Raw genomic sequence first — 25,052 nt, forward strand, 5'->3', positions numbered from 1 at the left:
TTGGTGTCATGTAAGTCTTAGGCCGTTTCCGTACCGGCGGCATGTGCGGCTTGCTGCTCCAGTTCATCGTGCAGGAAGCTCAGGTCGAAGGGGCCCTGACTGAGGATTTTCTCGACTTCCGCGACTGGTCGGGTTCTTGCGCTGGCTGCTGCCCAGACTATTGCCGAGCGCATCCCCGATTTGCAGTGTGCGAGTATCGGGCCGTCCAGCTTGGCAAGGGTATCTGCCATGGCGCCGACGACGCTGTCGCTGAAGATGTTCGCCTGATTTACAGGGATGTGGACGTACTGGAGGCCATGCTTTTCTGCAATTGCCTTTTGGGATGCCGCCGTTGGTTGGCCAGGTGCTTCGCCGTCGGGACGATTGTTGATGATGGCTTTGAAGCCGCTTGCGGCCGCTTCTTCAAAATCCGCGTCGCTCAATTCTCCGGCGACCGCGAAGTTTGGCGTCAGGTGGGTAACGGTTTGCATGGGCCTCGCTCGTTTCAATTCGTTTGCCGCGTCGCAGGTTTAGGTGTTGCGCGCGTGTTGGTCGACGCGACAATTCGATCTCAGTCACGGATTTTACGCGACGCGGTGTAGTCCCACTTGAAATCATATGCTAATAAATTTGCGTTTCGTCATGGATATTGAAATTTTTTTCTAGTGACGACATGTCCCAATTTTTAATAGCCGGTGGAGATGTGCTGTGCTCGATGAGATGGACGTCAAGATCCTCAAGGTGCTGCAGCAGGATACGACGCGTGCGGTCGCTGATATCGGCAAAGAGGTTGGATTGTCGACCACGCCCTGCTGGCGGCGCATTCAGAAGCTTGAGGAGGCTGGCGTGATTCAACGCCGTGTTGCCTTGCTTGAGCCAACCAAGGTGAATGCAGGCGTTACCGTGTTTGTGCAGATCAAGACGGATCAGCACAGCCTGGAATGGTTAGAGAAGTTTCATGCGGCTGTCGTCGATTTCGAGGAGGTCGTCGAGTTCTACCGCATGTCTGGTGATATTGACTATTTGCTGCGCGTGGTTGTGCCGGATATTGCCGCCTACGACGCATTTTACAAAAAGCTGATCGGCCGCATCGAAATCGCCAAGGTCTCTTCAACGTTTGCGATGGAGCAGATCAAGTACACCACGGCGTTGCCGTTAGATTTCGTTCTCGAAGATGCGCAGCACTCCAAACGAACCTAGGCAAAGCCAGCTTAGGAGTTGGCTTCCGGGTCCGTGATGACCGGTCCGCCAAGAATACGCATTCGTCCGCGCGCAATCGCCGTTGTCGTTCCATCCTCCAAATGCAGGCGCACATCGTAGTAGACATTTCGCCCTTTGATGGCAGCTTCGGTCACATCTGCATAAAGATAAGCGCCGAGGGGGATCGGTGCGAGATATTCGATGCTCGCTCCCGCCGTCATGGACCGTTCGCCCCTGGCGTTACACGTGAAACCAAAAGCCAAATCGGCCAGGGCGAAAGTGACACCGCCGTGGCAGACGCCGAACGTGTTGGTGTGTTGAGGCTTCACGCGCATCGCGAAGCGGCTGCGCTGGGCACCCGCTTCGATGATTTCGACACCGAGTTCTCTAAAAGCCGGATTATTGGCGGCCATTGCTTCCATGAGTTGCCGCGGATCAGGCTGGTCCACTGCAGAGGTGGTGTCCGTGATCATAATTGTCCTTATTTTCGGTCGCAAGCGTTCAGGCGCGCAATCAAGCTCGACGTATCCCAGCGATTGCCGCCCATCTTCTGGACCTCGCTATAGAATTGGTCGACGACGGCTGCAACCGGAAGGCTGGCGCCATTACGCCGTGCCTCATCGATGCAGATGGAGAGGTCCTTGCGCATCCAATCCACGGCAAACCCGAAATCGAACTTGCCGGCGTTCATGGCTTCCCAGCGGTTTTCCATTTGCCAGGATTGGGCTGCACCCTTGGAAATTGTATCGATTACGGTCGGGATATCCAGGTCAGCCTTCTGAGCGAAATGGATAGCTTCTGCCAAGCCCTGGACCAATCCTGCAATCGCGATTTGGTTCACCATTTTGGTGAGCTGGCCTGCGCCTGGCGCGCCGATGTGTTTGATCATCCGGGCGTAGTGCGTGATCACCGGTTCTGCACGCGCGAAGACATCTGCGTCGCCACCGCACATGACGGTTAGCACACCGTTTTCTGCACCGGCCTGCCCGCCGGAGACCGGGGCGTCGATGAAACCGATGCCCTTTTCTTTGGCAGCAGCGTAAAGTTCGCGTGCGACGTTGGCGGAAGCCGTTGTGTTGTCGATCAGGATGGATCCGGGTTTCATCGCGGCGAGCGCGCCATCGGGCCCAATGATGACGGAGCGCAGGTCGTCGTCGTTGCCAACGCAGCAGAAGACAAAGTCGGCATCCCTGGCAGCTTCAGCGGGCGTCGCTGCCGTTTGTCCTGAGCCGTGCTGCTCAACCCACTCCTTGGCTTTGGCGGCGGTGCGATTATAGACAACGAGGTCGTGTCCGCCTTTCTTAAGGATGTGGCCCGCCATCGGGAAGCCCATAACGCCGAGCCCAATCCACGCAACTTTTGCCATGCCCCTGCTCCTTCCCAGAATTATCGATGGTTCGTATTTGTTGATCCGGCACTTTTAGCCAATGGGTGATGATGGAAGCAAAGAAAAAGGGGCTAGCTGGGACTATGGTTCAGTGACAACACTGAAGAAAGGACACCTCAGTGAATTCGAAGCAGCTTGATGACGGCGGTTCTCTGGCTTCGGGATCTGGTGCGCGTGCGTTGGCTGTGACGCTGGCGGATGTCAAACGCGCTGCTGAGACCATAGCGGGAGCGGTGGTCGATACGGATTGCGACCGCAGTCGTACGCTGTCGGAAATGTTCGGCGCGGACATCTGGCTCAAGTTTGAGAATCTACAGTTTACCGGGGCCTTTAAGGAGCGTGGCGCTCTTAATCGCCTGATGGCGCTGAGTGCTGAAGAACGCCGCAAAGGCGTTATCGCGATGTCGGCGGGCAATCACGCGCAAGGCGTAGCTTATCATGCGAACCGGCTTGGTGTTCCGACGGTTATTGTCATGCCTGAAGCGACGCCGACTGTAAAAGTCGAGAACACGCGGGGGCACGGCGCTCAGGTCATTCTCAAAGGCCCGACCTTGGAAGAGGCGTCTGCTTTCGCGCACGACTATGGGCGTGAACATGGGCTCACGTTTGTGCATCCCTATGATGATCCACTCGTAATCGCGGGGCAGGGGACGATCGCTTTGGAGATGCTGCGTGATGTGCCCGATCTCGATGTTCTCGTGGTGCCGATCGGCGGAGGCGGCTTGATTTCCGGCATTGCCGCCGCTGCGAAGGCTTTGAAGCCGGAAATTTGCGTCGTCGGCGTTCAGGCAAAGCTTTATCCATCCATGTACAACGCAACGCGTGGCATGAGCTTGCCGATGCGCGGGGATACATTGGCGGAAGGGATCGCGGTCAAAGCGCCGGGCAAGTTGACGAGCCCCATGGTGAAAGAGCTCGTCGACGACATTGTGCTTGTCTCCGAGCCGGAACTTGAGCGGGCCGTCAGTTTGTTGCTCGCAATCGAAAAGACGGTGGTCGAGGGTGCGGGCGCGGCGGGCTTGGCGGCTCTTATCGCGGAGCCGGGACGGTTTGCCGGACAGAAGGTCGGCTTGGTCTTGTGCGGAGGCAATATCGATACGCGTCTGTTGGCCAGTGTGTTGACGCGGGAACTCGCGCGCGAGGGCAGGCTGTCTCAGCTCACCATCGATATCCCCGATCGGCCAGGCCAGCTGGCTGCGGTGTCAGCCATTATCGCGGAGGCTGACGCCAATGTTGTTGAGGTTTATCACCAGCGCGTGTTTACGGACCTGCCGGCCAAAGGTACCGAGCTGCACATTGTCATCGAGACGCGCGATAGGGATCATCTCGGTAGAGTTTTGCGACAGCTTGAAGAGGCTGGCTTTGCCGTTGAGGTGAAGGGCGCCCGTTGAGCTTTCGGACTTTGCGGGCGCACTCACTCATGGAGCGTCACTGCTTAATCGGCGTTTCCGGATAGGCTAGCTGTTCCCGGGCACGCCATTCGTTTGTGACGTAATTGATGATCACTGACTTACGAACGCCTTCAATGGGGCGCGACTCGAAGCCGTGATAGGTGTTGTCGGACGGAACGAAGATCATGGCGGAGTTTGATTGGAATGGTGAACGTCCAAGATGCTTCTTGTCGTTGTCGTAGATGTCGGTGCCGAGGTTGGCGTGTGAGGGTTCACGCGACATGTAGAGCAACATCGTGAAGACCTTCACGCCGAGATCCGTGTGTGGCTCCAGCCAAAACCCGTCGATGTCTTGCGCATATTCTACGCGGAGATAGCTACCATTCAGGTTGGTGCCGAAATGGTCTGCGAGCGCGTGCGTGAGTTGGTCAGCCTGGAAGGCTTCATTGAACGCCTTGCAGACGGGGAACTTCGCCATGTTCTCAGCATCGAAGTAGGTGCGCGTTGCGTTGTGCAATTCACGCTTTCCGGAAACACCGTCCAGAGCCGGAGCCGGGAAGGGAAGATGGACAATGTCTTCAGCGGCGGCGGCGGGGAGGCAGTCCGTCAGATACCAGTGTCGATAAGGTTCGTCGGTCCGTTTCGACGACTCAATGCTCGCCAGCATGCTGTCGATGATCGCTTGCGAAGAGATGGTCATTTTGTGGACGTCCCCGATTGAGATCAACTGGCGGAATGTGGCCGCCTCGTGGGTTAGGCACGGTGCTAGGGCCGTCTGTCAAGGGGCAAGTGCGTGAGGAGTTTGGTGAGCGGGAGCTGTGACGGTTACGGACTTTTGCGGGTGGACAGCGACGAGCTTGAACGGTTTTGGCCGTAGCTGTCCATAACGCCTTGCCTGCAGGTTGGCTGGCATTTGTGGAAAAGTTGGGGAAAGAAAGGCTCGGATCGGCTGAGGCCGCGTGCCGTCGGCCTTATGGCAGTAAAGCCCTCAGGTAAGAGCTTGATCTGTAATTTAAAAAAGTTGACCCCGTTCGGTGAGGAACGGGGTCATAGAGTTGGAAGGAGCAGTATCGGGTTGGGTCGGAGGTAATCTCGATTTCGGCTTGTCTTAGTCTAAGCGTGTTTTCGCGAAAAATTGCGGGGACGGCTCGTTAAGGGCGACATCGTCTTTGAGCATAGGGTTCGACGACAGCGATACCCTAACGAGAATGAGGGCGGCCAGTAGAAGGCATCCGAGCGCGGCGATCATCGTGTAGCGACAGATATTGCCGCTGAGTAACTTGGCTGCCTCGAGATCCATGGTTTCCTCACAGGCTATTCAGAGAAATGCCGTTAGGATTTTTATAACCGATAACTTCTTGTTAGTCGAAGAAGTAGAATGGACATGGATAACGACCATTTCTTGAAATTAACTTCACGCTAACCTAAGTTAATGAGTAATTACTTTTATTTTTATGTAATTCAATTTTGGTAGTCGCGCGCGGATGGTTGGCGATGCCCCAGAAGCAGTTTGTGGTATTTATTTGAAAGCTTGAGTCGAATTTGCGGGAAGGTGGCGGCTCGTTGGTTCCGGGAGCTCAACGGCGGAAATGGCTGGCGGTGGCCGTCCTCGTGGCGCTCGGCTGTCTTGTCGTTCCGTGTCAGGCACAAGATCAAGATCCCCCTGCAGTGCTTGCACCTTCCGCGGCCAGCGATGCGGTGCGCGCGTACAAGGTTCTGGATCAGCACTGCGCGCGATGCCACCAGACGGGTCGTCTCAAGCGGAGTGTCTCGGCGGGGGATCTGGGAAATGTCCTAGATCTTGATGCTCTTGCACGGCGCGCGGACTTAGTGCGCCCTGGCTATCCGGATGCTTCTCCACTTTTTACCGTAATGCAGACGCGGCATATGCCGAATGACGTTACGAACGGCTTTGGCGACCTCAAGGAGCCCAGCGTCGAGGAAATTGCGGCGGTTAGGACTTGGATTGCCGGTTTGCGTGCCGTTTCCCGTTGTGTATGGGGAGTCACGGACACCGAGGACGTGGATGCGCTGATCCGGGCCGATCAGCAAGGGGCCGACCCTGAGACCGCAAGGTTTCGCCGGTACGTGCAACTTTCGCATCTTGGCACATCATGTGGCGGAAAGAGCCAACTGGATGCTTACAGGCAGGCTCTCGTCAAACTCCTCAATAGTGTTTCGCGCGCGCCGAAGCCGTTGCGTCCGGATAACGTCGATATCCGAGGAAGTTTCATTGCTTTTGATGTGCGCAATCTGGGATGGTCTCCCGACGAATGGGAAGCCATTGCCAAGCAAACGCCTGAAGCAACACGGCCTGATTTAGGTTCGGATATTTTAGAGGGTTCCGGGAGCCGTCAGCCGCTTTTACGGGCTGACTGGTTGGCGTACGCCCTCTCTGAGCCTGGAAACTACTACGCGCGTTTGCGGATCCCTGTCCGAGAGAGGAATTTTGATGCGTGGTTAGGTTTCACGGGAAACATTGATCTTGCGCAGACACGTGTTGCTGGCGTTGCGCAAAGTGCCGTTACGGGTGCCGCGCGCACTTTTTTGCGCCGCGCGGATAAGGATGGGCGGGTACTTTGGGAGGCTTTTGATTTCGTGCCTGGGACTGGGGAGCAGTCGGACGCACTCACAAATTTGTCGAACCGACTAAGCCGCGGGGCGGGAGATGACGTGGCGGCGGGTGCTGAACAGTCTCGCTTGCTGTTTCAGCTTCCGAACGGCTTTTTTGGCTCGGCCGTGTTTTCTGCGGATGGTACCCGGCGGGACGAGGCAAAGGAGATAGGGACTGAAAGCCATGTCTCTGAATTGGCTGGGCGCGCGACAGGTGGAGGGCTTGGGTGTTTTGTCTGTCATCAGCCGGTCCTGTTGCCCTTTCAGGATGATTTGCGTGGCATTGCCATGGAAGAGGTCAGCCAGAGCGGAGGCGGTGCAAACCACCTGGTTTCTCAGGCGGAGCTTGATGCGCTCTTGGCGAACGATGCCAACGCACAGACGATCGTCCTCCGTTCGGCGGGCATTGGACCTGATCTGACAATCGATGGGTTGGAGCCGATTCACGCGTTGGTTCTGAACTATCTGCGCGCGCTTGATATTCGCCGCGTGGCCCGCGAAATGGGTCGAAGCGTCCAGCAGATTTCTCAAACGCTTGAGAAGCTTGACGGCGATTTGGCGCCTGCCGCCCGGCGCTTGCGTCAGGGGGTGATCACACGCGCGGAGTTTGACTGGCTCGCTTCTGAGCTTGTTGAGGATGCGGATCAAAGGCAGTCAATTCGGCCCCATGCGGATGACTTGCGCCTTTCGTTATGGAGCGACAAGCCAAGCTACAAAGCGGGTGAAGCGGCCTACTTCTTTGCTTCTAGCACACAGGATTGTCATCTGACATTGATTTCGGTTGATGCCAAGGGGCTGGCTACCGTCTTGTTTCCCAACGACTTTAATCCCGATAACCTTCTCAAGGCCCGCCAACGTTTACGCGTGCCGGGACCGGCTGATGAGTTCAGGTTCCGATTGCGGACTGTTGGTGAGGAAATGATCGTTGGGATTTGCATGGCGGGCGGACGTACCTCGCCGCCCGGTGTTTTCCACGACTTCGAGCGTCAACGCTTTACCAGTCTGGGGGATTGGGAAGCCTTTCTCCGCGATGAGCTGGCAGCGGATAGCAAGGAGCGTGCCGGCGGAGGGACGGTGCAGCGGGCGAAATTAGTGTCCGGCCGCAAGCGCCGGGACACAGTGCCCGCCCGCAGCGACCCGACACCGCTGCCGCAAGCCCGCGACGCGATCGTCATCAAGATAGACTGAGCTTTATTGCGGATCAGGCCAAGCGCTCTAGGGCTTTCAAGCCGAGAATGCCACCGAGAACGATCGCGACAAATGTCAGGTATGAGCCCAAAGCCAGCGTCGAGATGCCTGTCAGGCCCTGGCCGATCGTGCACCCGAGCGCCATCACACCCCCGAAGCCCATGAGTGCGGCGCCTGATAAGGTCCGCACGGTGTCACCGGCATCGGAAAAGGACGCCACGCGGAAACGTCCCATAGACATGGCGGCAAGGAAGGCGCCGAATAATGCCCCGAAGACGCTTGCGGCTCCAAAGCCCGGATAGCCTAGTGCGGTGTAGCGCTGGATCCATTCTAGGCTGTCGCCCGCGGGGCGGACGTAGGTCAACGAGATTGGAGGAACGGGCGCTTCGGTGAACTCATCGAAGGCGAGGCCAGTGGCCGCCCAGCCTGCGATCACGCACAACCCGACTGCAATACCGGCGATGATATGGACGGGGCTTGCGCGCATTTCGCGGCTTGCGAAGCAATAGAGCATCATTAGACCCGCGATGATCGCACCGACGGCGAGGCCCGCGATGTCGCCCGGAACGATTTGGTGGGCTGAAGCCATGTCGGCAAGGCTTGTCGATGGCGCGCCGAGGCCGCTCATTGGGAGTGCTGTCGCGTCCGCAATTGCAGCTCGCAGAGGGCCTAGGACGCCGCCGATTGTGGCGTATGCAAAGATCCCGACGACGACGAGAGTGAGCAAAGCCCGCAAGTCGCCGCCACCGGCGCGCGCCAGGTTGCGGCTCGGGCAGCCGCCGGAAAAGACCATGCCGAAGCCGAAGATCAGTCCGCCGAGGATATGGCCTGACCAATTCAACGAGGGGCCGAGATACATCGACTTCTCGACCGACACGATGCCAGTGTAGGCGAGCGCCTGGGTGCCGAGGATTGCGACCGCGCCTGCCAGGATCCATGAGCGGAAGCGGCGGTAGTCGCCAAAGTTAAAAGCGTCGGAGATCCCGCCCATCGTGCAGAAGTTTGTGGCGTAGACGATGCAGCCAAACGCGAAGCCGACCACCAATCCTGAGATCATCAGGTAAAGTGGTGCGTTTTCGATAAAGGCTTGGCGTAGTTCTTCCATCGTCAGTGGTCTCCGAGACTGTCCGTTGTCGGCGGCAGCGTTATCATAGTCAAACTTGAGAATGTTAACTGAATTCCACTGTTCTAAACGCCCCTGGAACAAGATGGCGCGGTGACAGCGGGCCTGGAACAACAAATTTGCTTCACGCTAGTGTCCGGTTTCCAAAGTTCGCTGCAGGGGATGCTTGTTTGGGAGCAAACTTCGGAATCAAAAGGGACACTAGAATCATGGGGTTGCTCGTGTGTTTCAGAGCGAGTAATTCGCTGACGGCCATTCCGCGATAACCGGCGAATTTCTCGATCATCACACGAGGGGTTTACGTGGGGGGCAAATGACCATATATCCGCGCTTCTTTGCGATAAGGCGGTCTCTGCTGGTATGAGCAGCGCCCTCGGATTTTTAAACCCGACTGGTGGAGGTCCCATGAAATGGAAAAGCTCGCTTCCGCGGCAGCTCTGATCCAATCCCGACGCCCTGAAAAGCCCGTACTTGGACTTCGTCCGCAGGCGGCTGGCCGGGCGGCGCGTTGGTTTATAGACAACTTTGATGGCGATGTGGCCTATGCCTACAAGGCCAACAGCTCGGTCTTTCTGATCGGCGCGCTGTATGGTGCCGGAATCCGGCATTTCGACGTTGCCTCGCTCCCTGAGCTTGAGGACGCCGCCACGATTCCTGGGGCAGAGCTTCATTTCATGCATCCGGTCAAATCGCGCAGCGCAATTCGTCGCGCGTATGATTTGGGTGTCCGTAGTTTTTCCCTCGATGGGCTCGATGAGCTTACTAAAATTGTCGAGGAGACGACTGGGGCGGATGGCCGCCCGGCGCGGGATTTGAAGCTGTTTGTGCGCGTGGCGGTACCTGCGATCAACAGCCTCATCCCACTTGAGCACAAATTTGGGATCGCTGGTGCTGCAGCCGCGGATCTTCTCGTTAAGACGCGTCAGGTGGCAGCCGAATTGGGCATCACGTTCCATGTCGGTTCCCAAACAACGACACCAGACGCGTTCGTCGCCGCATTGCAGGCGGTGCGCGAATTGATCGGCGTTGCTGGCGTTGTCGTCGACCGTATCGATGTCGGCGGCGGCTATCCTTCGCGGTATCCGAACAGTGAGCCTTCACCGCTCGTCGATTTTATCGACGCGATTGATGCTGGCCTCGAAGAGATGCCCGTGCGTGAAGATGTCCGCGTGATGTGTGAGCCAGGCCGTGCGCTGGTCGCAGAGGCTGAAAGCCTAATCGTGCGGGTGGATGCGCGCCGCGGTAGCCATCTTTATATTAATGACGGCTCTTACGGGACGCTGTTCGATGCCGCGCATCTTGGCTTCGTATTTCCGGCACGCATGGTTTCGCGTGAGCCGGAAGCTGGTGAACCGCTCACGGGGTTTGAACTGTGGGGGCCGACCTGCGATTCAATTGATCACATGCCAGGACCCTTCATGTTGCCGGCGTCCATTCGGCCAGGAGATTACATTGAGATTGGCAACATCGGCGCTTATGGCCGGGCGATGGCTGGCAAGTTCAATGGTTATGGCGACTACGAGGAGGTCATCCTGCTCGATGAGCCTCAGGTGACCATGTACTCGGAAGATGCCGCTGTGCCGGCGCGGTTTGCGCGCGGCTAAAATTTCGCTGCCGGCTTCGTCTGGCGGAACACAATTGATAAACAACGAGGCTCGGGGGTAGACGCTTTCGAGCCTCGTTTTGTGACTAGTGCCAGGGACCAAAAGATATGGGCCAACAACCGAGCGACCCCTTCACTTACCTACATGCGGACGAGGCCTTTCTCGATCCAGATCGGTCCGACGTGCTTTGTCCGCATTTGGCCCGTGCTCTCGTTATTCCGTTTGGGCTCGAGGCGACGGTGAGCTACGGCTCCGGTACGGCGCGGGGTCCTGCGGCCATCCTTGCGGCCAGTCATCAGCTTGAGTTGTACGACGACGAACTCATGCGTCAGCCTTGTGATGATTTCGGTATCGCGACGTTGAAACCGCCGATGATTGATCTCGAAAAGGGTCCTGAACCTGCTTTGGATAAGCTCGCACGCATCGTCGAGCAAACATTGGAAGCTGGCCGATTTCCGTTCGTGCTTGGTGGCGAGCATTCGTTGACTGCAGGTGCCATCCGGCCTTTTGCGGCACACTATGACAACCTCGTTGTTTTGCAGTTCGATGCTCATGCCGATTTGCGGGATGGTTATCTGGGTGAGCGCTTTTCGCATGCGGCAGCGATGCGGCGTGTGCTTGACTATCAGCACGTCAGTTTAGTTTCGGTTGGTATCCGTGCGGTATCGGCTCCAGAGGTTGGTTTTGCCGAAGCGAACAAGCATCGTGTTCACATCCATTGGGGCAAAGACCAAGCACATTGGTCGATCGAAGATATCGTTGCGCCGCTGAAGGGGCGTCCGATCTACGTCACTTTCGATATCGACGGTCTGGACGGGTCAATCATGCCTGCGACGGGTACGCCTACGCCCGGCGGTATGAATTATCCGCAGGCGCTTGCGATCCTGCGCCGCGCGGCGCAGGTTGGCACGATCGTAGGTGCGGATCTCGTAGAGCTGGCGCCGATACCGGGCTTCCATGCGTATGATTTTCTTGCGGCGCAACTTGCCTACAAGATGATGGCGTATGCTTTGTCCGGGACGGGGCCTGGCGTGCGCCGTTCGCGCGTCTTGTCCTGATAATCTTAGGACTGGTGGGCGGTACTGGGATTGAACCAGTGACCCCACGCGTGTGAAGCGTGTGCTCTACCGCTGAGCTAACCGCCCGGTTCCAGGGAAGCCAGCTTATGCTGACATTCTTCACCTGCTGTCAAGGTCCGTGGTGACCGAACTTCGCACCCTTCACTTACCGTCGCGCATCAGTCAGCTCGAAGCTTTGGGCGATGCGTCGGAACTCCGGGATAAGCGTTTGTGATGTTGGTGTGATGCCAAGCAATCGATAGTATCCACCACCGGGTGCCGGAAGCAAAATCTGTAGCAGGTTGACCGGATTTTCGTCTGTTGCGTCTACGGCGGTTGCCTCTATCGATATGCCTTCCAGGCCGCCGATAGTCACTTCTGTGGGCGTGCTCAGCTTAAGCTGGCGATAGCCCGTGAGTGAGGTCAGCAGCTTTGTTGCAAACGCTTGGGGCTCCTTGACCGGTCGCTTGTCGAGGGAGGGGGCAATCATGAAAACGGGGCGACTTTGTCCTTTGCGCTCAGGTTCAAATCGGCCGTCCCGGGTATAGACCGTGCTTGTGCCGATAACGGTGCCCGCTCGTTTGAATTCTCCGAGATATCCAAGACGGTAAAGCTCCCGCACCGTGAGATGAGCGGCGGTTTTCGCCGAACTGAGAACGCGCTCAATATCCTCTGCCGTTATCGTGCGATTACGCATGATCTCGACCGGCACATTCGCGGAAACCAATACCGACTGATCGGCCGTACGGAACACAACGAAGAACTTTTCGTACGTACCGGTTGGCGAGGTTTGTTGGGCGCGAATGTAAATGTGGTCATCCGTCCGGGGCAGTGTCCCACGTTCGACGGATGTAATTCCGCGCTTGGCAAGCCCTTCCGCCGTAAAACCTGAAATCAATTCGTCATAGGCTTCGTGAGGCGTTTCGAAGATCACGTAGCTCACACCGAGATTTTCGTTTGTAAAACCGGAGAATAGCGGGGACGGTTCGAAGCCTTCCGGGAGGTCGAGCACGACCCGACTGTTGAGAGCCTGTTGGGGCAGGGCGGAGGCTTGAAGTGCGCCGAACATGAAAGAGGCCGCGAGGACCACGAAAAGCGCCACCGTTCGAACGACGCTTGCTCTTCGATCAGCGCTCAGATCGATGGTGTGGCACTCAGCTGTCGGAAGGCGCATCGGTTATCTCGCTCGCCTGAAACGGTACCCAGTCGCCGTTCTGGCCCCAGAATTAGTTTCTTCATAGCGAGAGGAGAGGGGGTGGATGCGGCTGAATTGCGGCGCCTCAGCTGACTGCTACAGGGCGTCGCGAATGAGGCACTTTGCGCGAAAAAGGGGCGCCGCGTGGACCTACGGCGCCTCTGGTATGGGTCAGGCGGAATGTTGGATCAGGAAGCGATATACGCCGCCGCTTTCTTCGTGTTCCAACAAGGTGTTTCCGGTTGTTTTGCAGAACGCTTGGAAGTCGGCGACAGATCCGGGATCGGTGGCCAGGACCTCAAGGGTGCCGCCGCGGGGAACGTCCTTGATGATTTTTTTGGTTTTCAAGATTGGCAGCGGACAATTCAAACCCTTTGTATCCAGTGTCATATCGGCCATGGTCGTCGCAGTCTCCGGACAGATTTTTGTTTTTATCGGCGCCTAATTCTCAGCCGCTCACGAGAGGTTGATAGCAGAGGTAGAAGGCGCGCGACGATATCAAAACGTGCAAATTGGCGATAGGTTTGGCGGCCTGACGCCCGAATCGCACGGTGTGAGTGGGTATATCGCGGCAATTAGGCATTGCCGGATTGGTTGTCATCAGGCATCAGCGGGTGTCACCATTATACGGTTTGCGTCGGGTTTGGCTTACCTAGGGGCTGTCGGCTTTTTTTCGGCATGGGAACGCGAGGGGAATCATGAACGTGTCTGAACCCAAACCCAGGACGTTCCGGTTTTCATTCGGTCTGGAAAAACTTGGGCTGATTGCGCTTCGCGCCCCTCTTCTCTCGGCTTTGTTGATCGTCGTTCTTTCGGGCTTGGCGGCGCTTGGCGTTTCGCGGCTCAAGGTGGACGATTCGCTTTCGGAGCTCTTTCGCACCGATACACCAGAGTTTCATCAGTACGAAACTATCGATCGGTTGTTCCCATCAAGTGAATATGACGTTTTGATTGTTGCTTCGGGGCCTGATCTTCTGAGCCGCGAGGTTTTGACGGCGTTTCGCGAAACGACGATTGATCTGCAACTAGCAGATGGCGTCAACGGTCTCGTTTCCATGATGTCGGCGCGTGATAAACCGGACGAGACCGGCTATGCGCCCCCGATTGTTCCAGACGATCTTCCGGAGGATGACGCTGGCCTGTCGGCCATGGCTGAGCGGCTCAAGACAAATGACATTGTGAAAGGGAAATTCCTGTCAGATGACGGGAAGCTGGCTTTGATCGTTATTTCTCTGGATCGCGCTGCGGTTGCCAGAGACGGTTCCAAGGCTGTCATCGAGGGACTGAGAAAGACCGCAGAGGATGGCTTCGCGGGGACAGGCGTCACCATCAAGCTGACCGGTGCGCCAGTCATGCAGCTTGAGATCCGCAATGCGGTGGAGCAAGACCGTCTTGTCTATAACGGGTTGGGCTTCCTCGCAGGACTCGTTGTTGCATTCATTTTCTTCAAGCGTCTATCCTTGACGATCATTGCGGTAGCGGGGCCTGGGATTGCCATTCTCTGGACGTTGGGCGTCCTGGGTGCGCTCGACTTTCGGCTCAATCTCTTCATCAACGTTATTACGCCCTTGATTCTGGTGCAGGGTTTTTCAGATTCCATGCACTTGGTTCTTGCGGTTCGTCGCGGCATCATGGCTGGCGTGGACCGGGTCGCTGCAGCGCGCGCGGCTGTTATAGACGTGGCGCCTGCGTGTCTTCTGACGGCTATGAACGCGGGGATTGCGATCCTGTCGTTATCGCTGGCTGAATCCGCTCTCATTCGAACATTCGGTGTCGCGGCTTTGTTGGCTGTCGGGATTTCTTATCTTGCGGTGGCCGTGGTCGTGCCGACGCTTGCTGCAATTTTCGTAAAGCGCGAAACCCACGTGCTTGCCGATCCTGATGAAGAAAGCGGTGGCGTCGGACTGCTGCAGCGGGTGACCGACCGCGTGATGGGGACGGCAGCCCGAAATCCGGCGTTGTTCACTACGCTTGGCGTCGTTGCTGTGGTGCTGACCGGCACCGCCTACGCCCAGCTTGAACCGAAGTATCGGCTCGCCGATCAAGTGCCGGATCAGGAGCAGGCCTTGGCGGGTTCAGCGCAATTGGATCAGAAACTAACGGGCGCCAACCCGATCCATGTCATGATCCTTTTGCCTGACGATAAAGACGCGTCAGGCGCCCCTAAAAATACTCTTTTCGATGAAGAAACGCTGGATACGATCCGGACGGCTCATGACGTTCTCGAAAAGCGCGCTGGGCTCGGCAACGTTTGGTCGCTCGACAGTTTGAGGCGCTGGCTGGCAGAAGCCGGGGAAGACAATGTCGAGACCGTTCAACGCTACGTATCAATTTTGCCGGAACATCTAGTGCGACGGTTCATTTCAGGCGATGAGCGGGCTGTCTTGGTGACGGCTCGCATGCCGGACCTTGATGCCAGTGAAATCCTGCCTGTTGTCGAGCAGATTGACGCTGCGTTGGCGCCGGTGCGCGCGGCGCATCCCGGCTATGAAATCAACGTTACGGGCCTGCCGGCCATCGCGGCGCGCAACTCGGCGACGTTGATCACAGAGCTCAATTGGGGCCTCGTCGGCGATATTTTCGTGATCTTTATCTTCCTAGGGTTGGCATTACGATCGGTTCTGGTGGGTGTTGCAAGTATTCTGCCATCCCTGTTCCCGATCTTTGCGACAGGTGCTCTTCTCTGGGCTTCTGGTGAAGGGCTGCAGTTTGCGTCGATCATCGCGATTACCGTGGCATTTTCGTTAGCTATCGACTCTACAATTCACTTCCTGAACAGGTTCCGGCTGGAGGAAGACCGTCTCGGTGGCGGCTCGGGCATGCACTTCGAGGCGTTAAGGCGCACCGCCCATCACATTGGTCCCGCGGTCGTTTTAACGACGATCGTTCTGGCGATGGGGCTTGGCGTTACGGTGCTTTCGGACCTGCCGTCGCTGAGGCTCTTTGGGCAGCTTTCGGCAGTGTGTCTGTTTGCTTCTCTGATCGCGCAACTTGTTATCCTGCCGGCGACAATTTCCCTTTATCGCGGATGGATACCGCGCAATCCGTAACCCTAACGATTTGCGACGGGGCGGGGGCCGACAGGGAGGCTTGCGCTCTTGTTGCTCAGATGCTTATGGACTGGGGTTCAGACGTGGCGTTCGGCGGGGCCGACAATGAGAACACGCGAATTCTTGTGTGCGACCGGTACTTTGCGGTTTGGAGGAGACCCCTTATGGCTCGTATTTTGACGTTTGTTCGGTCTTTCGGTGTGCTTGTGGCTTTGGTGGGGTTCGGCGCCTCCGTCACGTTGGCCGATGATAAGCCAGAGTTCAGTGAACAAGGCTTTCTCAGCGCGGCGTATGATAACTGCGCCACCGTCGAAAATCGTAATCCCAAGTCTTGCGAATGCGAGCAGAAGCTTATGAGCGATCCGGATCGGATGAGCCTCGAAGACAAGCAAATGGCATTTTACTATTGGCGCGATAAGGAACGCTATATCAAAGAGTTCGAGGCAAAGCGCACGGCGGATCCTAAGTGGCAGGAGGCGTTTGCGCTGCGGATGGCGCAGGTTCAGGCGCTTATAATCGCTGCCTGCGGGGTTTGAGGGAAAAATACTCGGTTTCTACTATTGGGGCTTCTCTAAGGTCGGTCGTTGCCTGTAACATGACTGACATGAAGTGAGAGTGGAGACGTTGGGGATGGGACCGTTCTGTATCTTCCCAATTTCCGTCTCTAGTAAACCCTAATCGTGCCGAGGCCGCGTGACCGACGCATCCTCACCTAAGAGCACCAAATCAGCCACCCGCCACCATCGTGGCTGGAGGGAATGGCTTCGTAATGTATTCCTTGGGCCTCTCGCGTTTCTGATCGTTATCAACGATACGATTTATCGGCGTATTTTAGGCGCTCGCTTTAGCCGGGAACGACCTGAAGTCATCGGACTTAAGGCTCGTCCTCGTTCGATGCTTCGCCGCAATGCCGTGAGTGTGGTCCCGTCGTCGGGCGGTACGGAGAGGCAGGCTCATCGGGTTGGCGGACGGCTTGTTCTCGTTGGTACTAAAGATGTGCGCCGGCGTGCGCCTGCTACGCGCATTATACGGGCGACATCCATTGAGGTTTCACCGGAAGCGCACGACGCGTTGATTAGTAACCTCAGGCGGTGTCTCAGCCCTGCCGCCGTTGGTGCTGTGCTCGAGGAGATCAGCGAAAGGGGCTTATGCGGGTATCAGCAGTTTGTGGCCATTCTTGATCGGCTGGTTGATCTTGAGGCCACCGAAGAGGAAGTGAAGGGCACACTAGCCTGTGCAGGACTGATGGGTACTTGCGAAGTCGATATGATCCGCCGCGTCATCAAGCTGAAATTCGATCCCATCAGCGGGCACATGGATTGGCACCACCGCGCTGTGCGAAGCATTGGCTTCAGCCGAAAGGGCCGGGCGTTGTTGCCTGCAGCCCGACGCGACATGTCGCGGTTAAGAGCCGTGGTTCATCTCGACGCGATGGACCGCATGGTCGGCTGGGATCTGCCGCCAGAGGATACTCTTCTCGGGAACGGATAAGGGCGGCCAAAGACATCGGCGGTTGTTCGCCAGCACGAGATGCTGCAGCCATTGTTCCGTTGGGTTATCGCCACATTGCGCCAAACGGCTACGGCGTTTCAATTTCGGTCTTGATTTGGCCGGCGACAGTGGCGGCTTCGTCAAATTTGTTAGAGTCGCAGTGCCCCTCCATGGTGGTCAAGAGCTCTTCAAGCTTATCGAGCTTGGCATCAGGGAGGTTCTTTTCCTCGGCCGATTGAGCCAGGTCAAAGGCCTGTTTCAGACAATCGTCAACGTTAGCGGCCACATCCTGTGCGAAAGCGGGACTGGAGACGAGGAGGCCTGCAGCGACGGCGAGGACGATACGTTTGATCATGTCTTAGGTTTCCTCTTTTGAGAGCCGTTACGGCCGAGCGTATCTTGCGGTTGAATATGGTTCTTCAAGGACAAGTGCAATGGTGCTTTGGAGTGTGGCTTGAGGCCTACACATTGTGTCAGTCGGAGCCCAACAATTCCTGTAGAGCCTGTTCCAGCTGACCGTAGTGGTGGATCAGGATATCAGCTCCCAGATCTTCCGGAGGCACTTCAGTATAACCAAAAGAAACGGCGATGACTTTAATTCCGGCGGCGCGGGCGGTGGCCACATCGGTTGGGCTGTCACCAACCATTATCGCGCGCGTGAGCTCTCCGCCTGCAAGTTTAACGGCGCCGAACAGGTGATCGGGGTGGGGTTTGCAGACTGGAAAAGTATCGCGTCCAGCCAATGCATCAAAGCTGTCGAGCCAAGCCAGTTCGGTAAGGAGTTGTCGCGATAATGTTTCGCGTTTGTTGGTACAAATGGCCAATCGGCTGCCCGCGATGCGGAGACGGCCTATAACGTCGCGGGCTCCTTCGAAAGGACGGCTGGTTGCGGCGATGTTTTCGCTGTAGTGGCTCAAGAAGCTGGCAAGGAGTTGATCGACGTCTTCGTCGGTTTTTTCCATACCAGACTGCCGCAGGCCTTCGATAATCATCCGCCGCGCGCCAAAGCTGATCCAGGGTCGCAGATCTGCTGGCGCGACTGCGGGAATGCCGCACAGTTCAAGAACGTGGTTGGCAGCGTGGATGAGATCGGGTGCCGTGTCGACCAGAGTGCCATCGAGATCAAAGACGACCGTCGCATCGCGCATGCTGGCGTTCCTTAGGTTTGGTTGGTTGTGATGGGGTGGTGAAATTGCGACTACCAGTCGGGTGTAGGTTGAATGACGACTATTGCGCGCTTACACAAAACCTACAGGCGGGTCCAGGCGCTAGGGCCGATTTTAAATAGTGCGCGCATAAATCAGCGGGCCAGAAAGGCTAGGTTATGGATAAAAAGGTCATGACGCTTCTTAAGACGCAAGCTCTCATCGATGGGGCTTGGGTTGGCACTCCTGCGATGCCTGTTACCGACAAAGCGACCGGTGAAGAGATTGCGCGCGTCCCCGATCTCGGCGTGGCTGAAGCGAAAGCAGCGATTGAGGCTGCTCACAACGCATTTCCGGCCTGGTCGAAGCTTCTTGCCAAGGAGCGCACCGCCATCCTACGCCGTTGGTACGAGCTGATCATCGAACATGCGGATGAGCTGGCGCTTCTTCTTTCCAAAGAGCAAGGAAAGCCACTGAGTGAGGCGCGCGGTGAGATAATGTACGGTGCGGGCTTTGTCGAATTCTTCGCCGAGCAGGCCAAGCGCGTTTACGGCGAGACGCTGCCGACCTTCAAGGCAGGGGCGCGTACGGTTATTTTGAAACAGCCAGTCGGTGTCGTTACGGCGATCACGCCGTGGAATTTTCCCAATGCGATGATTACACGGAAAGTCAGTCCCGCGCTCGCGGTGGGATGCACTGCTGTTGTGAAGCCTGCGGAGGATACGCCTCTCTCTGCGCTCGCTCTTGCAGAACTTGCCGTTCGTGCTGGTGTTCCCAAAGGTGTTTTGAATGTCATCACCACTGCGGATGCGGCGACGGTCGGCAAAGAACTGTCGACGAATCCGCTGGTACGTGTCGTCACATTCACGGGCTCGACGGAAGTGGGCCGCATTCTCATGGGGCAAGCGGCTAGTACGATCAAGAAAGTGTCGCTGGAGTTGGGCGGGAATGCGCCGTTCATCGTGTTCGACGATGCGGATGTCGATCAGGCCGTTGCAGGTGCGTTGGCTTCGAAGTTCCGGAATGCGGGTCAAACGTGCGTCTGTGCCAATCGGATCTATGTACAAGACAAGGTCTATGATGCTTTCGCGGAGAAGCTGTCAGCAGGGGCGGCGAAGCTCAAGGTTGGGGCAGGTACGGAATCTGGCGTTGAGATTGGCCCACTGATCAACGAAGCAGGCATTGCCAAGGTGGAAGATCATGTCGCCGATGCTGTGAACAAGGGCGCACGTGTTCTCATCGGCGGAAGCCGGCATGACCGTGGCGGCACGTTTTTCCAGCCTACGGTTCTAGCGAATGTCGATTCCAGCATGAAGGTGACGCGGGAAGAAACATTCGGTCCTGTTGCTCCTCTGTTCCGGTTCACTGACGAAGCCGACGTTGTCGCACAAGCCAACGATACGCAGTTTGGGCTTGCGGCTTACTTCTATGCGCGCGATATCGGTCGCGTTTGGCGTGTCGCTGAGGCTCTCGAATACGGAATGGTTGGTGTCAACGAAGGTGTGATGTCGACCGAACTGGCCCCCTTCGGTGGTGTTAAGCAATCGGGCCTGGGGCGTGAAGGCTCTCATCACGGTATCGAGGAATTTCTCGATACGAAGTATGTGCTGATGGGTGGTCTTTAGTCCTCGCCATAATTTTCGGGCGCGCAACCCTCGAGTGGTTGCGCGCATTATCGAACTCTTCTGGCCGAATTAGCTGAGCGGCCGCAAGCCAAGGATGGTCAGAATGTCGGATGAGCTGAAGCGTCAAGCGGCGGCGAAAGCTGTCGAATTCGTTGAGGCGGGGATGCGGGTTGGTCTCGGGACGGGATCGACGGCCGCGCATTTTGTGGATCTTTTGGCGGCGCGTGTGCGCGAAGGCCTTTCCGACATCGTTGGAGTCCCGACGTCTGAGGCGACACGGGCGCAGGCGGAGAAGCTCGGCATTAAGCTCGCGACACTCGATGAATTCCCAGTGCTTGATTTGACCGTCGATGGGGCCGATGAAATCGACGCTGAATTGCGCATGATCAAGGGCGGTGGCGGCGCGCTTTTGCGCGAGAAGATCGTCGCCACGGCTTCGGAGCAGGTCGTGATCATTGCGGACAAGAGCAAGCTTGTCGGAACCCTGGGTGCATTTCCTCTGCCGTTAGAGATCGTGCCGTTTGGGCTCGGCGCGACGCGCAATCTCGTTGAGCTTCTCGCCGCGGACGCGGGATGCGAGGGGGAGATCTCTCTCAGAATGGGAGCCGACGGCAAGCCGTTCATGACGGACAGCGGCAACGTGATCCTCGATTGCGCCTTTGGCCGCATCGAAGATCCGGAAGGGCTTGATGACGCATTGAAGTTGGTGCCCGGCGTGGTTGAAACGGGGCTGTTTATCGGGATCGCGGATGTCGCAATCCTGTCTGCTGCCGACGGGATCGAGGTTCTGGAAACAGATTACAGCGGCGAGATCTAAATTAAGCGTCGTTAGTGAGAAACTTCTGTCTCGGTTCTGAGTCTTTCTACTTCCGGTGAAGTTATGAGCAATTACGACTACGACCTGTTTGTCATCGGTGGCGGTTCGGGTGGCGTTCGCGCTGCGCGCATTGCAGCCGGATATGGCGCACGAGTGGGCCTAGCTGAGGAATATCGGCTTGGCGGCACGTGTGTGATCCGGGGCTGCGTGCCGAAGAAGCTTTTCGTCTACGCGTCGCGCTATGCCGATGAGTTTGAAGATGCCGCGGGTTACGGCTGGTCTGTTGGTTCGACTAAGTTTGATTGGCCGAGCCTTGTCGCCGCAAAGGACAAAGAGATCAGCCGCCTCGAGGGTCTGTATGGTGGTACGCTTGAAAGAGCGGGTGTCACCGTGTTCGGTGAGCGGGCAGAGTTTGTCGATGCGCACACCTTGCGGCTTAAGACTTCCGGCCGGACGGTGACTGCGGACAAAGTGCTCATTGCGACGGGCGGCACGCCATTTGTCGACTCAAAGCTTGAAGGCCATGAATTGGGGATCACGTCGAATGAGGCGTTTCACCTAAAGCGCTTACCGGAGCGTATTGTCATTTATGGCGGTGGTTACATACATAGCCATCGAGTTCGCGGGCATCTTCGCCGGGCTCGGTGTCGACACGACGATCGTTTATCGCGGTGACAAAATATTACGTGGCTTTGACGATGATTTACGCGATGGTCTAACGACTGCTTACACCAAGCGCGGAATCAAGCTCGTCTTAGGGCGGGTGTTCACCAAGCTTGAAAAGGTCAACGGTCGGCTCGTTGGTCATCTTGACGACGGCTCCACCTTGGAAGCGGACGAGATCATGTTGGCGATCGGCCGCAATCCGAACGTTGTGGGGCTCGGGCTCGATGCCATTGGCGTTGAGCGCGGATGGAACGGAAGCATCGTTGTTGATGACGAGCAACGGACGAACGTTGAGAACATCTTCGCGGTTGGTGACGTCTGTGACCGGTTTAATCTTACGCCGGTCGCCATTGCTGAGGGGCATGCATTTGCGGATGCCCAGTTTGGGAACAACGCGCGGTTGGTTTCTTACGAGATGATCCCGACGGCGGTGTTCTCGACACCGGAGATTGGGACGGTGGGGCTTGGCGAGTGCGATGCCCGTGAACGGTGCGCCAAGCTCGACGTCTACAAATCCGAATTCCGGCCGATGAAGGCCACGTTATCCGGCCGCGATGAGAAAATGCTCATGAAGCTGCTGGTTGACGGGGAATCCGGGCGCGTTGTTGGGTGTCACGTCATCGGAGAGGGTGCCGCTGAAATCGTTCAGATGGCGGCCATTGCTTTGCGCATCGGCGTGACGAAAGCACAGTTCGATCAAACGATGGCGCTGCATCCGAGTGCTGCGGAAGAATTCGTGACCATGCGGCAAAAGTGGCAACTCGTAGCAGCCGCTGCCGAATGAGTCCCTCGGAGACATGTCTGTTAGGGACGTTACGGCTTGGCTGATTGCACGTGGCATCGCGCGCGGCTATGAGTGCCGTCAAATCCATTTTGTGAGGGATCATGCGACGGCTCGATGGCAAAATCATCGTGGTGACCGGTGCGGCTTCCGGCATTGGCCGGGGTATTGCGCATGTCTTTGCCGCTGAAGGTGGACATGTGCACGTCACAGACGTTGACGGCGACGGCGCGGAGCGGGTCGCTGGCGAAATCGCGTCCAATGGGGGACAGGCGACGCCTTTCACCGTTGATGTGTCGCGGGGACAGGATGTCCAGGCTCTTTTTCGCGCGGTCGAAAGTGCCCATGGCCGTGCGGACGTCATCGTTAACAACGCCGGCTTAAATGTCCGTGCCGATTTCCGGCATTTGGCGGACGCGGAGTGGGAGCGCATTCGCGAAGTCAACCTGGACGGCGTCGTCCGCATCGCGCGCGATGGCTTTGGGCTCTTGAAGGCAGCCGGGAGCGGCTCGCTGATCAATATTGCCTCGATCATGGGGCATCGCGGGATGCGGCAGCTCGCGGCTTATTCAGCCTCGAAGGGTGCCGTTGCGGCGCTGACGCGCGCACTCGCTGTCGAATACGCGCCGTTTGGCATCCGCGTAAACGCTTTGGCACCGGGCTTTATTGAGACGGCGCTGACGGAGCGTGTGCTTCGCAACCCTATGGTAAACAGGGCTCTTCTCGACCGAACACCCATGCGGCGGTTTGGAACCAGCGAGGAGGTGGCCAAGGCGGCATTGTTTTTTGCCAGCGACGATTCCGCCTTCGTTACGGGGGCCGAATTGGCCGTTGATGGCGGGATGTCGGCCTCGCTTTGAGGCTTGGATCTGCTTTATGGGAGGCCGGGTGAAGCAAATTCGCGCGTCAATGTGCCGAAACCATTGAAAAGCTCTGGCCTTGGGTAGTAGGTTCGCGCGTTCTTAAGCGGCTGGTTGCCTTATGTGCCCTCGCCGCCCAATCTCTCGCAAGTCTAATCGACGAACAACAACAACCGAAAGGGGCAACCCATGCGCGTGTTCTATGATCGCGACGCCGACCTCAATCTCATTAAATCCAAGAAGGTAGCGGTCATTGGCTACGGTTCGCAGGGCCGTGCGCATGCACTGAACCTGCGCGACTCTGGCGTCAAAGATATTGTTATTGCACTGCGCCTCAGTTCGTCGACGGTCAAAAAGGCGGAAGCCGACGGCTTCAAGGTGATGTCGGTGGAAGAAGCCGCTGGCTGGGCCGATATGATGATGATGGCGACGCCTGACGAATTGCAGGCCGACATCTATCGGGACAATATCGCCGACAACATTAGGGACGGTGCAGCGATCGCATTCGCGCATGGTCTCAACGTTCACTTCAATCTCATTGAGCCGAAGAATACGGTCGACGTCGTCATGATCGCGCCGAAGGGTCCGGGACACACGGTGCGTGGCGAATATGAGAAGGGCGGCGGTGTGCCCTGCCTCATTGCAATCCATCAGGATGCGTCCGGCAATGCGCATGAACTGGCGCTGTCCTATGCGTGCGGCGTCGGTGGTGGCCGATCCGGCGTAATCGAGACGACCTTCAAGGAAGAATGCGAAACCGACCTGTTCGGTGAGCAGGTCGTGCTTTGCGGTGGCCTCGTCGAGTTGATCCGCGCTGGTTTTGAGACGCTCGTTGAAGCCGGTTACGCTCCGGAAATGGCGTACTTCGAGTGCTTGCACGAAGTGAAGCTGATCGTCGACCTGATCTACGAAGGCGGCATTGCAAACATGAACTACTCCATCTCCAACACGGCGGAGTGGGGCGAGTATGTTTCTGGACCGCGCATCATCACACCTGAGACGAAGGAAGAGATGCGCCGCGTTCTGCGCGAAATCCAGACGGGTCAGTTTACGTCGCAGTGGATGCAGGAATGCAAGGCTGGCCAGGCCCGCTTCAAGGGCATTCGTCGTCTCAACGACGCGCATCAGATCGAGGAAGTCGGCGGCAAGCTGCGCGGCATGATGCCCTGGATCAAAGACAAGGCTTTGGTGGATAAGTCTCGCAACTGATGCCTTGGCGCTCTAGCGCCGAGACGAAAGCAGACGCAAACTGCGCGCGCGAAAGCTATCCTTGAAGGAGTGTGATTTCATGCGCGTGGTGTCTGCTGTTGTTGCTGCCGCCGTGTTTATGGCTCTTATGCCGACTTCGGCGGTAATGGGTGCTGAAGGCGAGGCTCGGTCGATGAAGTCGTGGCCAAGCCCGACGCGCTCTGCCGGCAAAGACGAAAAAGTCTGTAAATATAAGTTCCCGAACGGCGAAAAGACCGTTTGGGTCTGCGATAAGTCGGTTCCGTGCTGTGCTTGGGATGAAATTCAATACGTGAAGTGCGGCACGACCTTCACCGGATGCCTCTAACCATCCTGCGATATCTCTAGAGTCTTACATGGCGCGTTTTCCCTATATAGTGGGAAACGCGCCAGCGGACTTTGTTGGCTGCCTTCGCTGCTGTGATGTAACGGTCGTCTGCTTATGTGCTGATGAGAATTGGCACAAAGTCTGAGTGGGACGCATTCTGATTATTAGGGTGCTACCGGAAGACTCGCGCCACCGCGTCGGGGAGGGAGGTGTGTGGCGGTGCAGCAGCACGAGCCTTCCAGCAGCTACTCGTCCGCCCGTTGTCGCAGTCGCGACTTGGGCGGACGAGCATCCTAACAGGCGACGAAGAAGCGGGGACCTTCA

At 57.2% G+C, this 25,052-nt stretch carries 23 protein-coding genes, 1 tRNA gene and 1 pseudogene; 14 read left to right on the plus strand and 11 right to left on the minus strand.

Features of this window, described 5'->3' with window-relative positions; all coding sequences use genetic code 11:
- Positions 1-17: 17 nt before the first annotated feature.
- Positions 18-470, minus strand: a complete 453-nt coding sequence (locus tag K5845_RS16120) for a protein tyrosine phosphatase family protein (protein ID WP_090230108.1) — start codon at positions 468-470, stop codon at positions 18-20.
- A gap of 229 nt (positions 471-699) precedes the next feature.
- Between K5845_RS16120 and K5845_RS16125 the strand changes: the two genes are divergently transcribed.
- Positions 700-1,179: an Lrp/AsnC family transcriptional regulator gene (locus tag K5845_RS16125; RefSeq protein ID WP_046480381.1), complete on the plus strand. Its 480-nt coding sequence runs from the start codon at positions 700-702 to the stop codon at positions 1,177-1,179.
- 11 nt (positions 1,180-1,190) lie between these two features.
- Here K5845_RS16125 and K5845_RS16130 read toward each other — a convergent pair whose 3' ends face one another.
- Complete coding sequence (locus K5845_RS16130) at positions 1,191-1,652, minus strand: PaaI family thioesterase (RefSeq protein ID WP_287959479.1); 462 nt, start codon at positions 1,650-1,652, stop codon at positions 1,191-1,193.
- Between the two features lie 8 nt (positions 1,653-1,660).
- Entirely contained in the window at positions 1,661-2,563 is a 903-nt protein-coding gene (locus tag K5845_RS16135; protein WP_287959490.1) for an NAD(P)-dependent oxidoreductase, read from the minus strand.
- Positions 2,564-2,685: 122 nt separating this feature from the next.
- Here K5845_RS16135 and K5845_RS16140 point away from each other — a divergent pair, with 122 nt between their 5' ends.
- Positions 2,686-3,957: a threonine ammonia-lyase gene (locus K5845_RS16140; RefSeq protein ID WP_502814143.1), complete on the plus strand. Its 1,272-nt coding sequence runs from the start codon at positions 2,686-2,688 to the stop codon at positions 3,955-3,957.
- A 37-nt stretch (positions 3,958-3,994) separates the two neighbouring features.
- Here K5845_RS16140 and K5845_RS16145 read toward each other — a convergent pair whose 3' ends face one another.
- Both K5845_RS16145 and K5845_RS16150 read right to left on the minus strand, forming a co-directional pair.
- Positions 3,995-4,657 (minus strand): 2OG-Fe(II) oxygenase, encoded by a 663-nt coding sequence (locus K5845_RS16145; protein WP_210184050.1) that lies wholly within the window; start codon positions 4,655-4,657, stop codon positions 3,995-3,997.
- Between the two features lie 408 nt (positions 4,658-5,065).
- Positions 5,066-5,257, minus strand: coding sequence for a hypothetical protein (locus K5845_RS16150; protein ID WP_090230111.1), 192 nt, complete (start codon positions 5,255-5,257; stop codon positions 5,066-5,068).
- A 299-nt stretch (positions 5,258-5,556) separates the two neighbouring features.
- On the opposite strand from K5845_RS16150, the gene K5845_RS16155 reads away from it, so the two are divergent.
- Positions 5,557-7,758 carry a DUF4384 domain-containing protein gene (locus K5845_RS16155; protein WP_287959480.1) on the plus strand — a complete coding sequence of 734 codons (2,202 nt, stop codon included), beginning with the start codon at positions 5,557-5,559 and terminating at the stop codon, positions 7,756-7,758.
- 13 nt (positions 7,759-7,771) lie between these two features.
- Here the strand turns inward: K5845_RS16155 and K5845_RS16160 are convergent, their stop codons facing one another.
- The gene (locus K5845_RS16160; protein WP_090230116.1) at positions 7,772-8,863 is read right to left on the minus strand and encodes a YeeE/YedE family protein; all 1,092 of its coding nucleotides are present in this window, start codon (positions 8,861-8,863) and stop codon (positions 7,772-7,774) included.
- Between the two features lie 428 nt (positions 8,864-9,291).
- On the opposite strand from K5845_RS16160, the gene K5845_RS16165 reads away from it, so the two are divergent.
- Both K5845_RS16165 and speB read left to right on the plus strand, forming a co-directional pair.
- Positions 9,292-10,485 (plus strand): type III PLP-dependent enzyme domain-containing protein, encoded by a 1,194-nt coding sequence (locus K5845_RS16165; protein WP_046478447.1) that lies wholly within the window; start codon positions 9,292-9,294, stop codon positions 10,483-10,485.
- Positions 10,486-10,592: 107 nt separating this feature from the next.
- Positions 10,593-11,543, plus strand: a complete 951-nt coding sequence (speB, locus tag K5845_RS16170; protein WP_046478448.1) for an agmatinase — start codon at positions 10,593-10,595, stop codon at positions 11,541-11,543.
- Between the two features lie 12 nt (positions 11,544-11,555).
- On the opposite strand, the gene K5845_RS16175 is transcribed toward speB, so the two are convergent.
- The 3 genes from K5845_RS16175 to K5845_RS16185 all read right to left on the minus strand — a co-directional run bounded on the left by K5845_RS16175 (position 11,556) and on the right by K5845_RS16185 (position 13,137).
- Positions 11,556-11,630, minus strand: a tRNA-Val gene (locus tag K5845_RS16175).
- Between the two features lie 79 nt (positions 11,631-11,709).
- Entirely contained in the window at positions 11,710-12,717 is a 1,008-nt protein-coding gene (locus tag K5845_RS16180) for a hypothetical protein (RefSeq protein WP_090230124.1), read from the minus strand.
- Positions 12,718-12,909: 192 nt separating this feature from the next.
- Positions 12,910-13,137 carry a sulfurtransferase TusA family protein gene (locus K5845_RS16185; protein ID WP_046478450.1) on the minus strand — a complete coding sequence of 76 codons (228 nt, stop codon included), beginning with the start codon at positions 13,135-13,137 and terminating at the stop codon, positions 12,910-12,912.
- A gap of 299 nt (positions 13,138-13,436) precedes the next feature.
- Between K5845_RS16185 and K5845_RS16190 the strand changes: the two genes are divergently transcribed.
- The 3 genes from K5845_RS16190 (at position 13,437) to K5845_RS16200 (ending at position 17,279) form a co-directional block, all read left to right on the plus strand.
- Positions 13,437-15,788, plus strand: a complete 2,352-nt coding sequence (locus K5845_RS16190) for an efflux RND transporter permease subunit (protein ID WP_046478451.1) — start codon at positions 13,437-13,439, stop codon at positions 15,786-15,788.
- A gap of 164 nt (positions 15,789-15,952) precedes the next feature.
- Positions 15,953-16,324 carry a hypothetical protein gene (locus K5845_RS16195; RefSeq protein ID WP_046478452.1) on the plus strand — a complete coding sequence of 124 codons (372 nt, stop codon included), beginning with the start codon at positions 15,953-15,955 and terminating at the stop codon, positions 16,322-16,324.
- A 157-nt stretch (positions 16,325-16,481) separates the two neighbouring features.
- Complete coding sequence (locus K5845_RS16200) at positions 16,482-17,279, plus strand: hypothetical protein (RefSeq protein WP_152024998.1); 798 nt, start codon at positions 16,482-16,484, stop codon at positions 17,277-17,279.
- Positions 17,280-17,367: 88 nt separating this feature from the next.
- Here the strand turns inward: K5845_RS16200 and K5845_RS16205 are convergent, their stop codons facing one another.
- Together K5845_RS16205 and K5845_RS16210 are read right to left on the minus strand one after the other, a co-directional pair.
- Entirely contained in the window at positions 17,368-17,634 is a 267-nt protein-coding gene (locus K5845_RS16205; protein ID WP_046478454.1) for a hypothetical protein, read from the minus strand.
- 118 nt (positions 17,635-17,752) lie between these two features.
- On the minus strand, positions 17,753-18,427 hold the full coding sequence (locus K5845_RS16210; RefSeq protein WP_090230132.1) for an HAD-IA family hydrolase: 675 nt from the start codon (positions 18,425-18,427) through the stop codon (positions 17,753-17,755).
- Between the two features lie 191 nt (positions 18,428-18,618).
- Between K5845_RS16210 and K5845_RS16215 the strand changes: the two genes are divergently transcribed.
- The 6 genes and pseudogenes from K5845_RS16215 (at position 18,619) to K5845_RS16240 (ending at position 24,728) form a co-directional block, all read left to right on the plus strand.
- On the plus strand, positions 18,619-20,049 hold the full coding sequence (locus tag K5845_RS16215; protein ID WP_287959481.1) for an NAD-dependent succinate-semialdehyde dehydrogenase: 1,431 nt from the start codon (positions 18,619-18,621) through the stop codon (positions 20,047-20,049).
- 103 nt (positions 20,050-20,152) lie between these two features.
- Positions 20,153-20,866 (plus strand): ribose-5-phosphate isomerase RpiA, encoded by a 714-nt coding sequence (gene rpiA / locus K5845_RS16220; protein ID WP_287959482.1) that lies wholly within the window; start codon positions 20,153-20,155, stop codon positions 20,864-20,866.
- 63 nt (positions 20,867-20,929) lie between these two features.
- Positions 20,930-22,316 (plus strand): annotated as a pseudogene (gene gor / locus K5845_RS16225) (glutathione-disulfide reductase).
- Between the two features lie 101 nt (positions 22,317-22,417).
- Complete coding sequence (locus K5845_RS16230; protein ID WP_287959483.1) at positions 22,418-23,173, plus strand: SDR family NAD(P)-dependent oxidoreductase; 756 nt, start codon at positions 22,418-22,420, stop codon at positions 23,171-23,173.
- A gap of 189 nt (positions 23,174-23,362) precedes the next feature.
- Positions 23,363-24,382, plus strand: a complete 1,020-nt coding sequence (ilvC, locus tag K5845_RS16235; RefSeq protein ID WP_046478460.1) for a ketol-acid reductoisomerase — start codon at positions 23,363-23,365, stop codon at positions 24,380-24,382.
- A gap of 79 nt (positions 24,383-24,461) precedes the next feature.
- Positions 24,462-24,728: a hypothetical protein gene (locus tag K5845_RS16240; RefSeq protein ID WP_046478461.1), complete on the plus strand. Its 267-nt coding sequence runs from the start codon at positions 24,462-24,464 to the stop codon at positions 24,726-24,728.
- Positions 24,729-25,052: the final 324 nt, after the last annotated feature.

The organism is Filomicrobium sp. (assembly GCF_025698805.1).
GTDB classification, from domain to species: Bacteria; Pseudomonadota; Alphaproteobacteria; order Rhizobiales; family Hyphomicrobiaceae; genus Filomicrobium; species Filomicrobium insigne.

Bases quoted from the DNA above. Each gene is read 5' to 3' on its own strand.
- K5845_RS16165 (WP_046478447.1), top strand. From the start codon at position 9,292: ATGGAAAAGCTCGCTTCCGCGGCAGCTCTGATCCAATCCCGACGCCCT.
- K5845_RS16145 (WP_210184050.1), bottom strand. From the start codon at position 4,657: ATGACCATCTCTTCGCAAGCGATCATCGACAGCATGCTGGCGAGCATT.
- K5845_RS16240 (WP_046478461.1), top strand. From the start codon at position 24,462: ATGCGCGTGGTGTCTGCTGTTGTTGCTGCCGCCGTGTTTATGGCTCTT.
- K5845_RS16230 (WP_287959483.1), top strand. From the start codon at position 22,418: ATGCGACGGCTCGATGGCAAAATCATCGTGGTGACCGGTGCGGCTTCC.
- K5845_RS16210 (WP_090230132.1), bottom strand. From the start codon at position 18,427: ATGCGCGATGCGACGGTCGTCTTTGATCTCGATGGCACTCTGGTCGAC.
- rpiA (WP_287959482.1), top strand. From the start codon at position 20,153: ATGTCGGATGAGCTGAAGCGTCAAGCGGCGGCGAAAGCTGTCGAATTC.
- K5845_RS16185 (WP_046478450.1), bottom strand. From the start codon at position 13,137: ATGGCCGATATGACACTGGATACAAAGGGTTTGAATTGTCCGCTGCCA.
- speB (WP_046478448.1), top strand. From the start codon at position 10,593: ATGGGCCAACAACCGAGCGACCCCTTCACTTACCTACATGCGGACGAG.
- K5845_RS16120 (WP_090230108.1), bottom strand. From the start codon at position 470: ATGCAAACCGTTACCCACCTGACGCCAAACTTCGCGGTCGCCGGAGAA.
- K5845_RS16150 (WP_090230111.1), bottom strand. From the start codon at position 5,257: ATGGATCTCGAGGCAGCCAAGTTACTCAGCGGCAATATCTGTCGCTAC.
- K5845_RS16190 (WP_046478451.1), top strand. From the start codon at position 13,437: ATGAACGTGTCTGAACCCAAACCCAGGACGTTCCGGTTTTCATTCGGT.
- K5845_RS16130 (WP_287959479.1), bottom strand. From the start codon at position 1,652: ATGATCACGGACACCACCTCTGCAGTGGACCAGCCTGATCCGCGGCAA.
- K5845_RS16125 (WP_046480381.1), top strand. From the start codon at position 700: ATGGACGTCAAGATCCTCAAGGTGCTGCAGCAGGATACGACGCGTGCG.
- ilvC (WP_046478460.1), top strand. From the start codon at position 23,363: ATGCGCGTGTTCTATGATCGCGACGCCGACCTCAATCTCATTAAATCC.
- K5845_RS16215 (WP_287959481.1), top strand. From the start codon at position 18,619: ATGACGCTTCTTAAGACGCAAGCTCTCATCGATGGGGCTTGGGTTGGC.
- K5845_RS16195 (WP_046478452.1), top strand. From the start codon at position 15,953: ATGGCTCGTATTTTGACGTTTGTTCGGTCTTTCGGTGTGCTTGTGGCT.
- K5845_RS16205 (WP_046478454.1), bottom strand. From the start codon at position 17,634: ATGATCAAACGTATCGTCCTCGCCGTCGCTGCAGGCCTCCTCGTCTCC.
- K5845_RS16160 (WP_090230116.1), bottom strand. From the start codon at position 8,863: ATGGAAGAACTACGCCAAGCCTTTATCGAAAACGCACCACTTTACCTG.
- K5845_RS16180 (WP_090230124.1), bottom strand. From the start codon at position 12,717: ATGCGCCTTCCGACAGCTGAGTGCCACACCATCGATCTGAGCGCTGAT.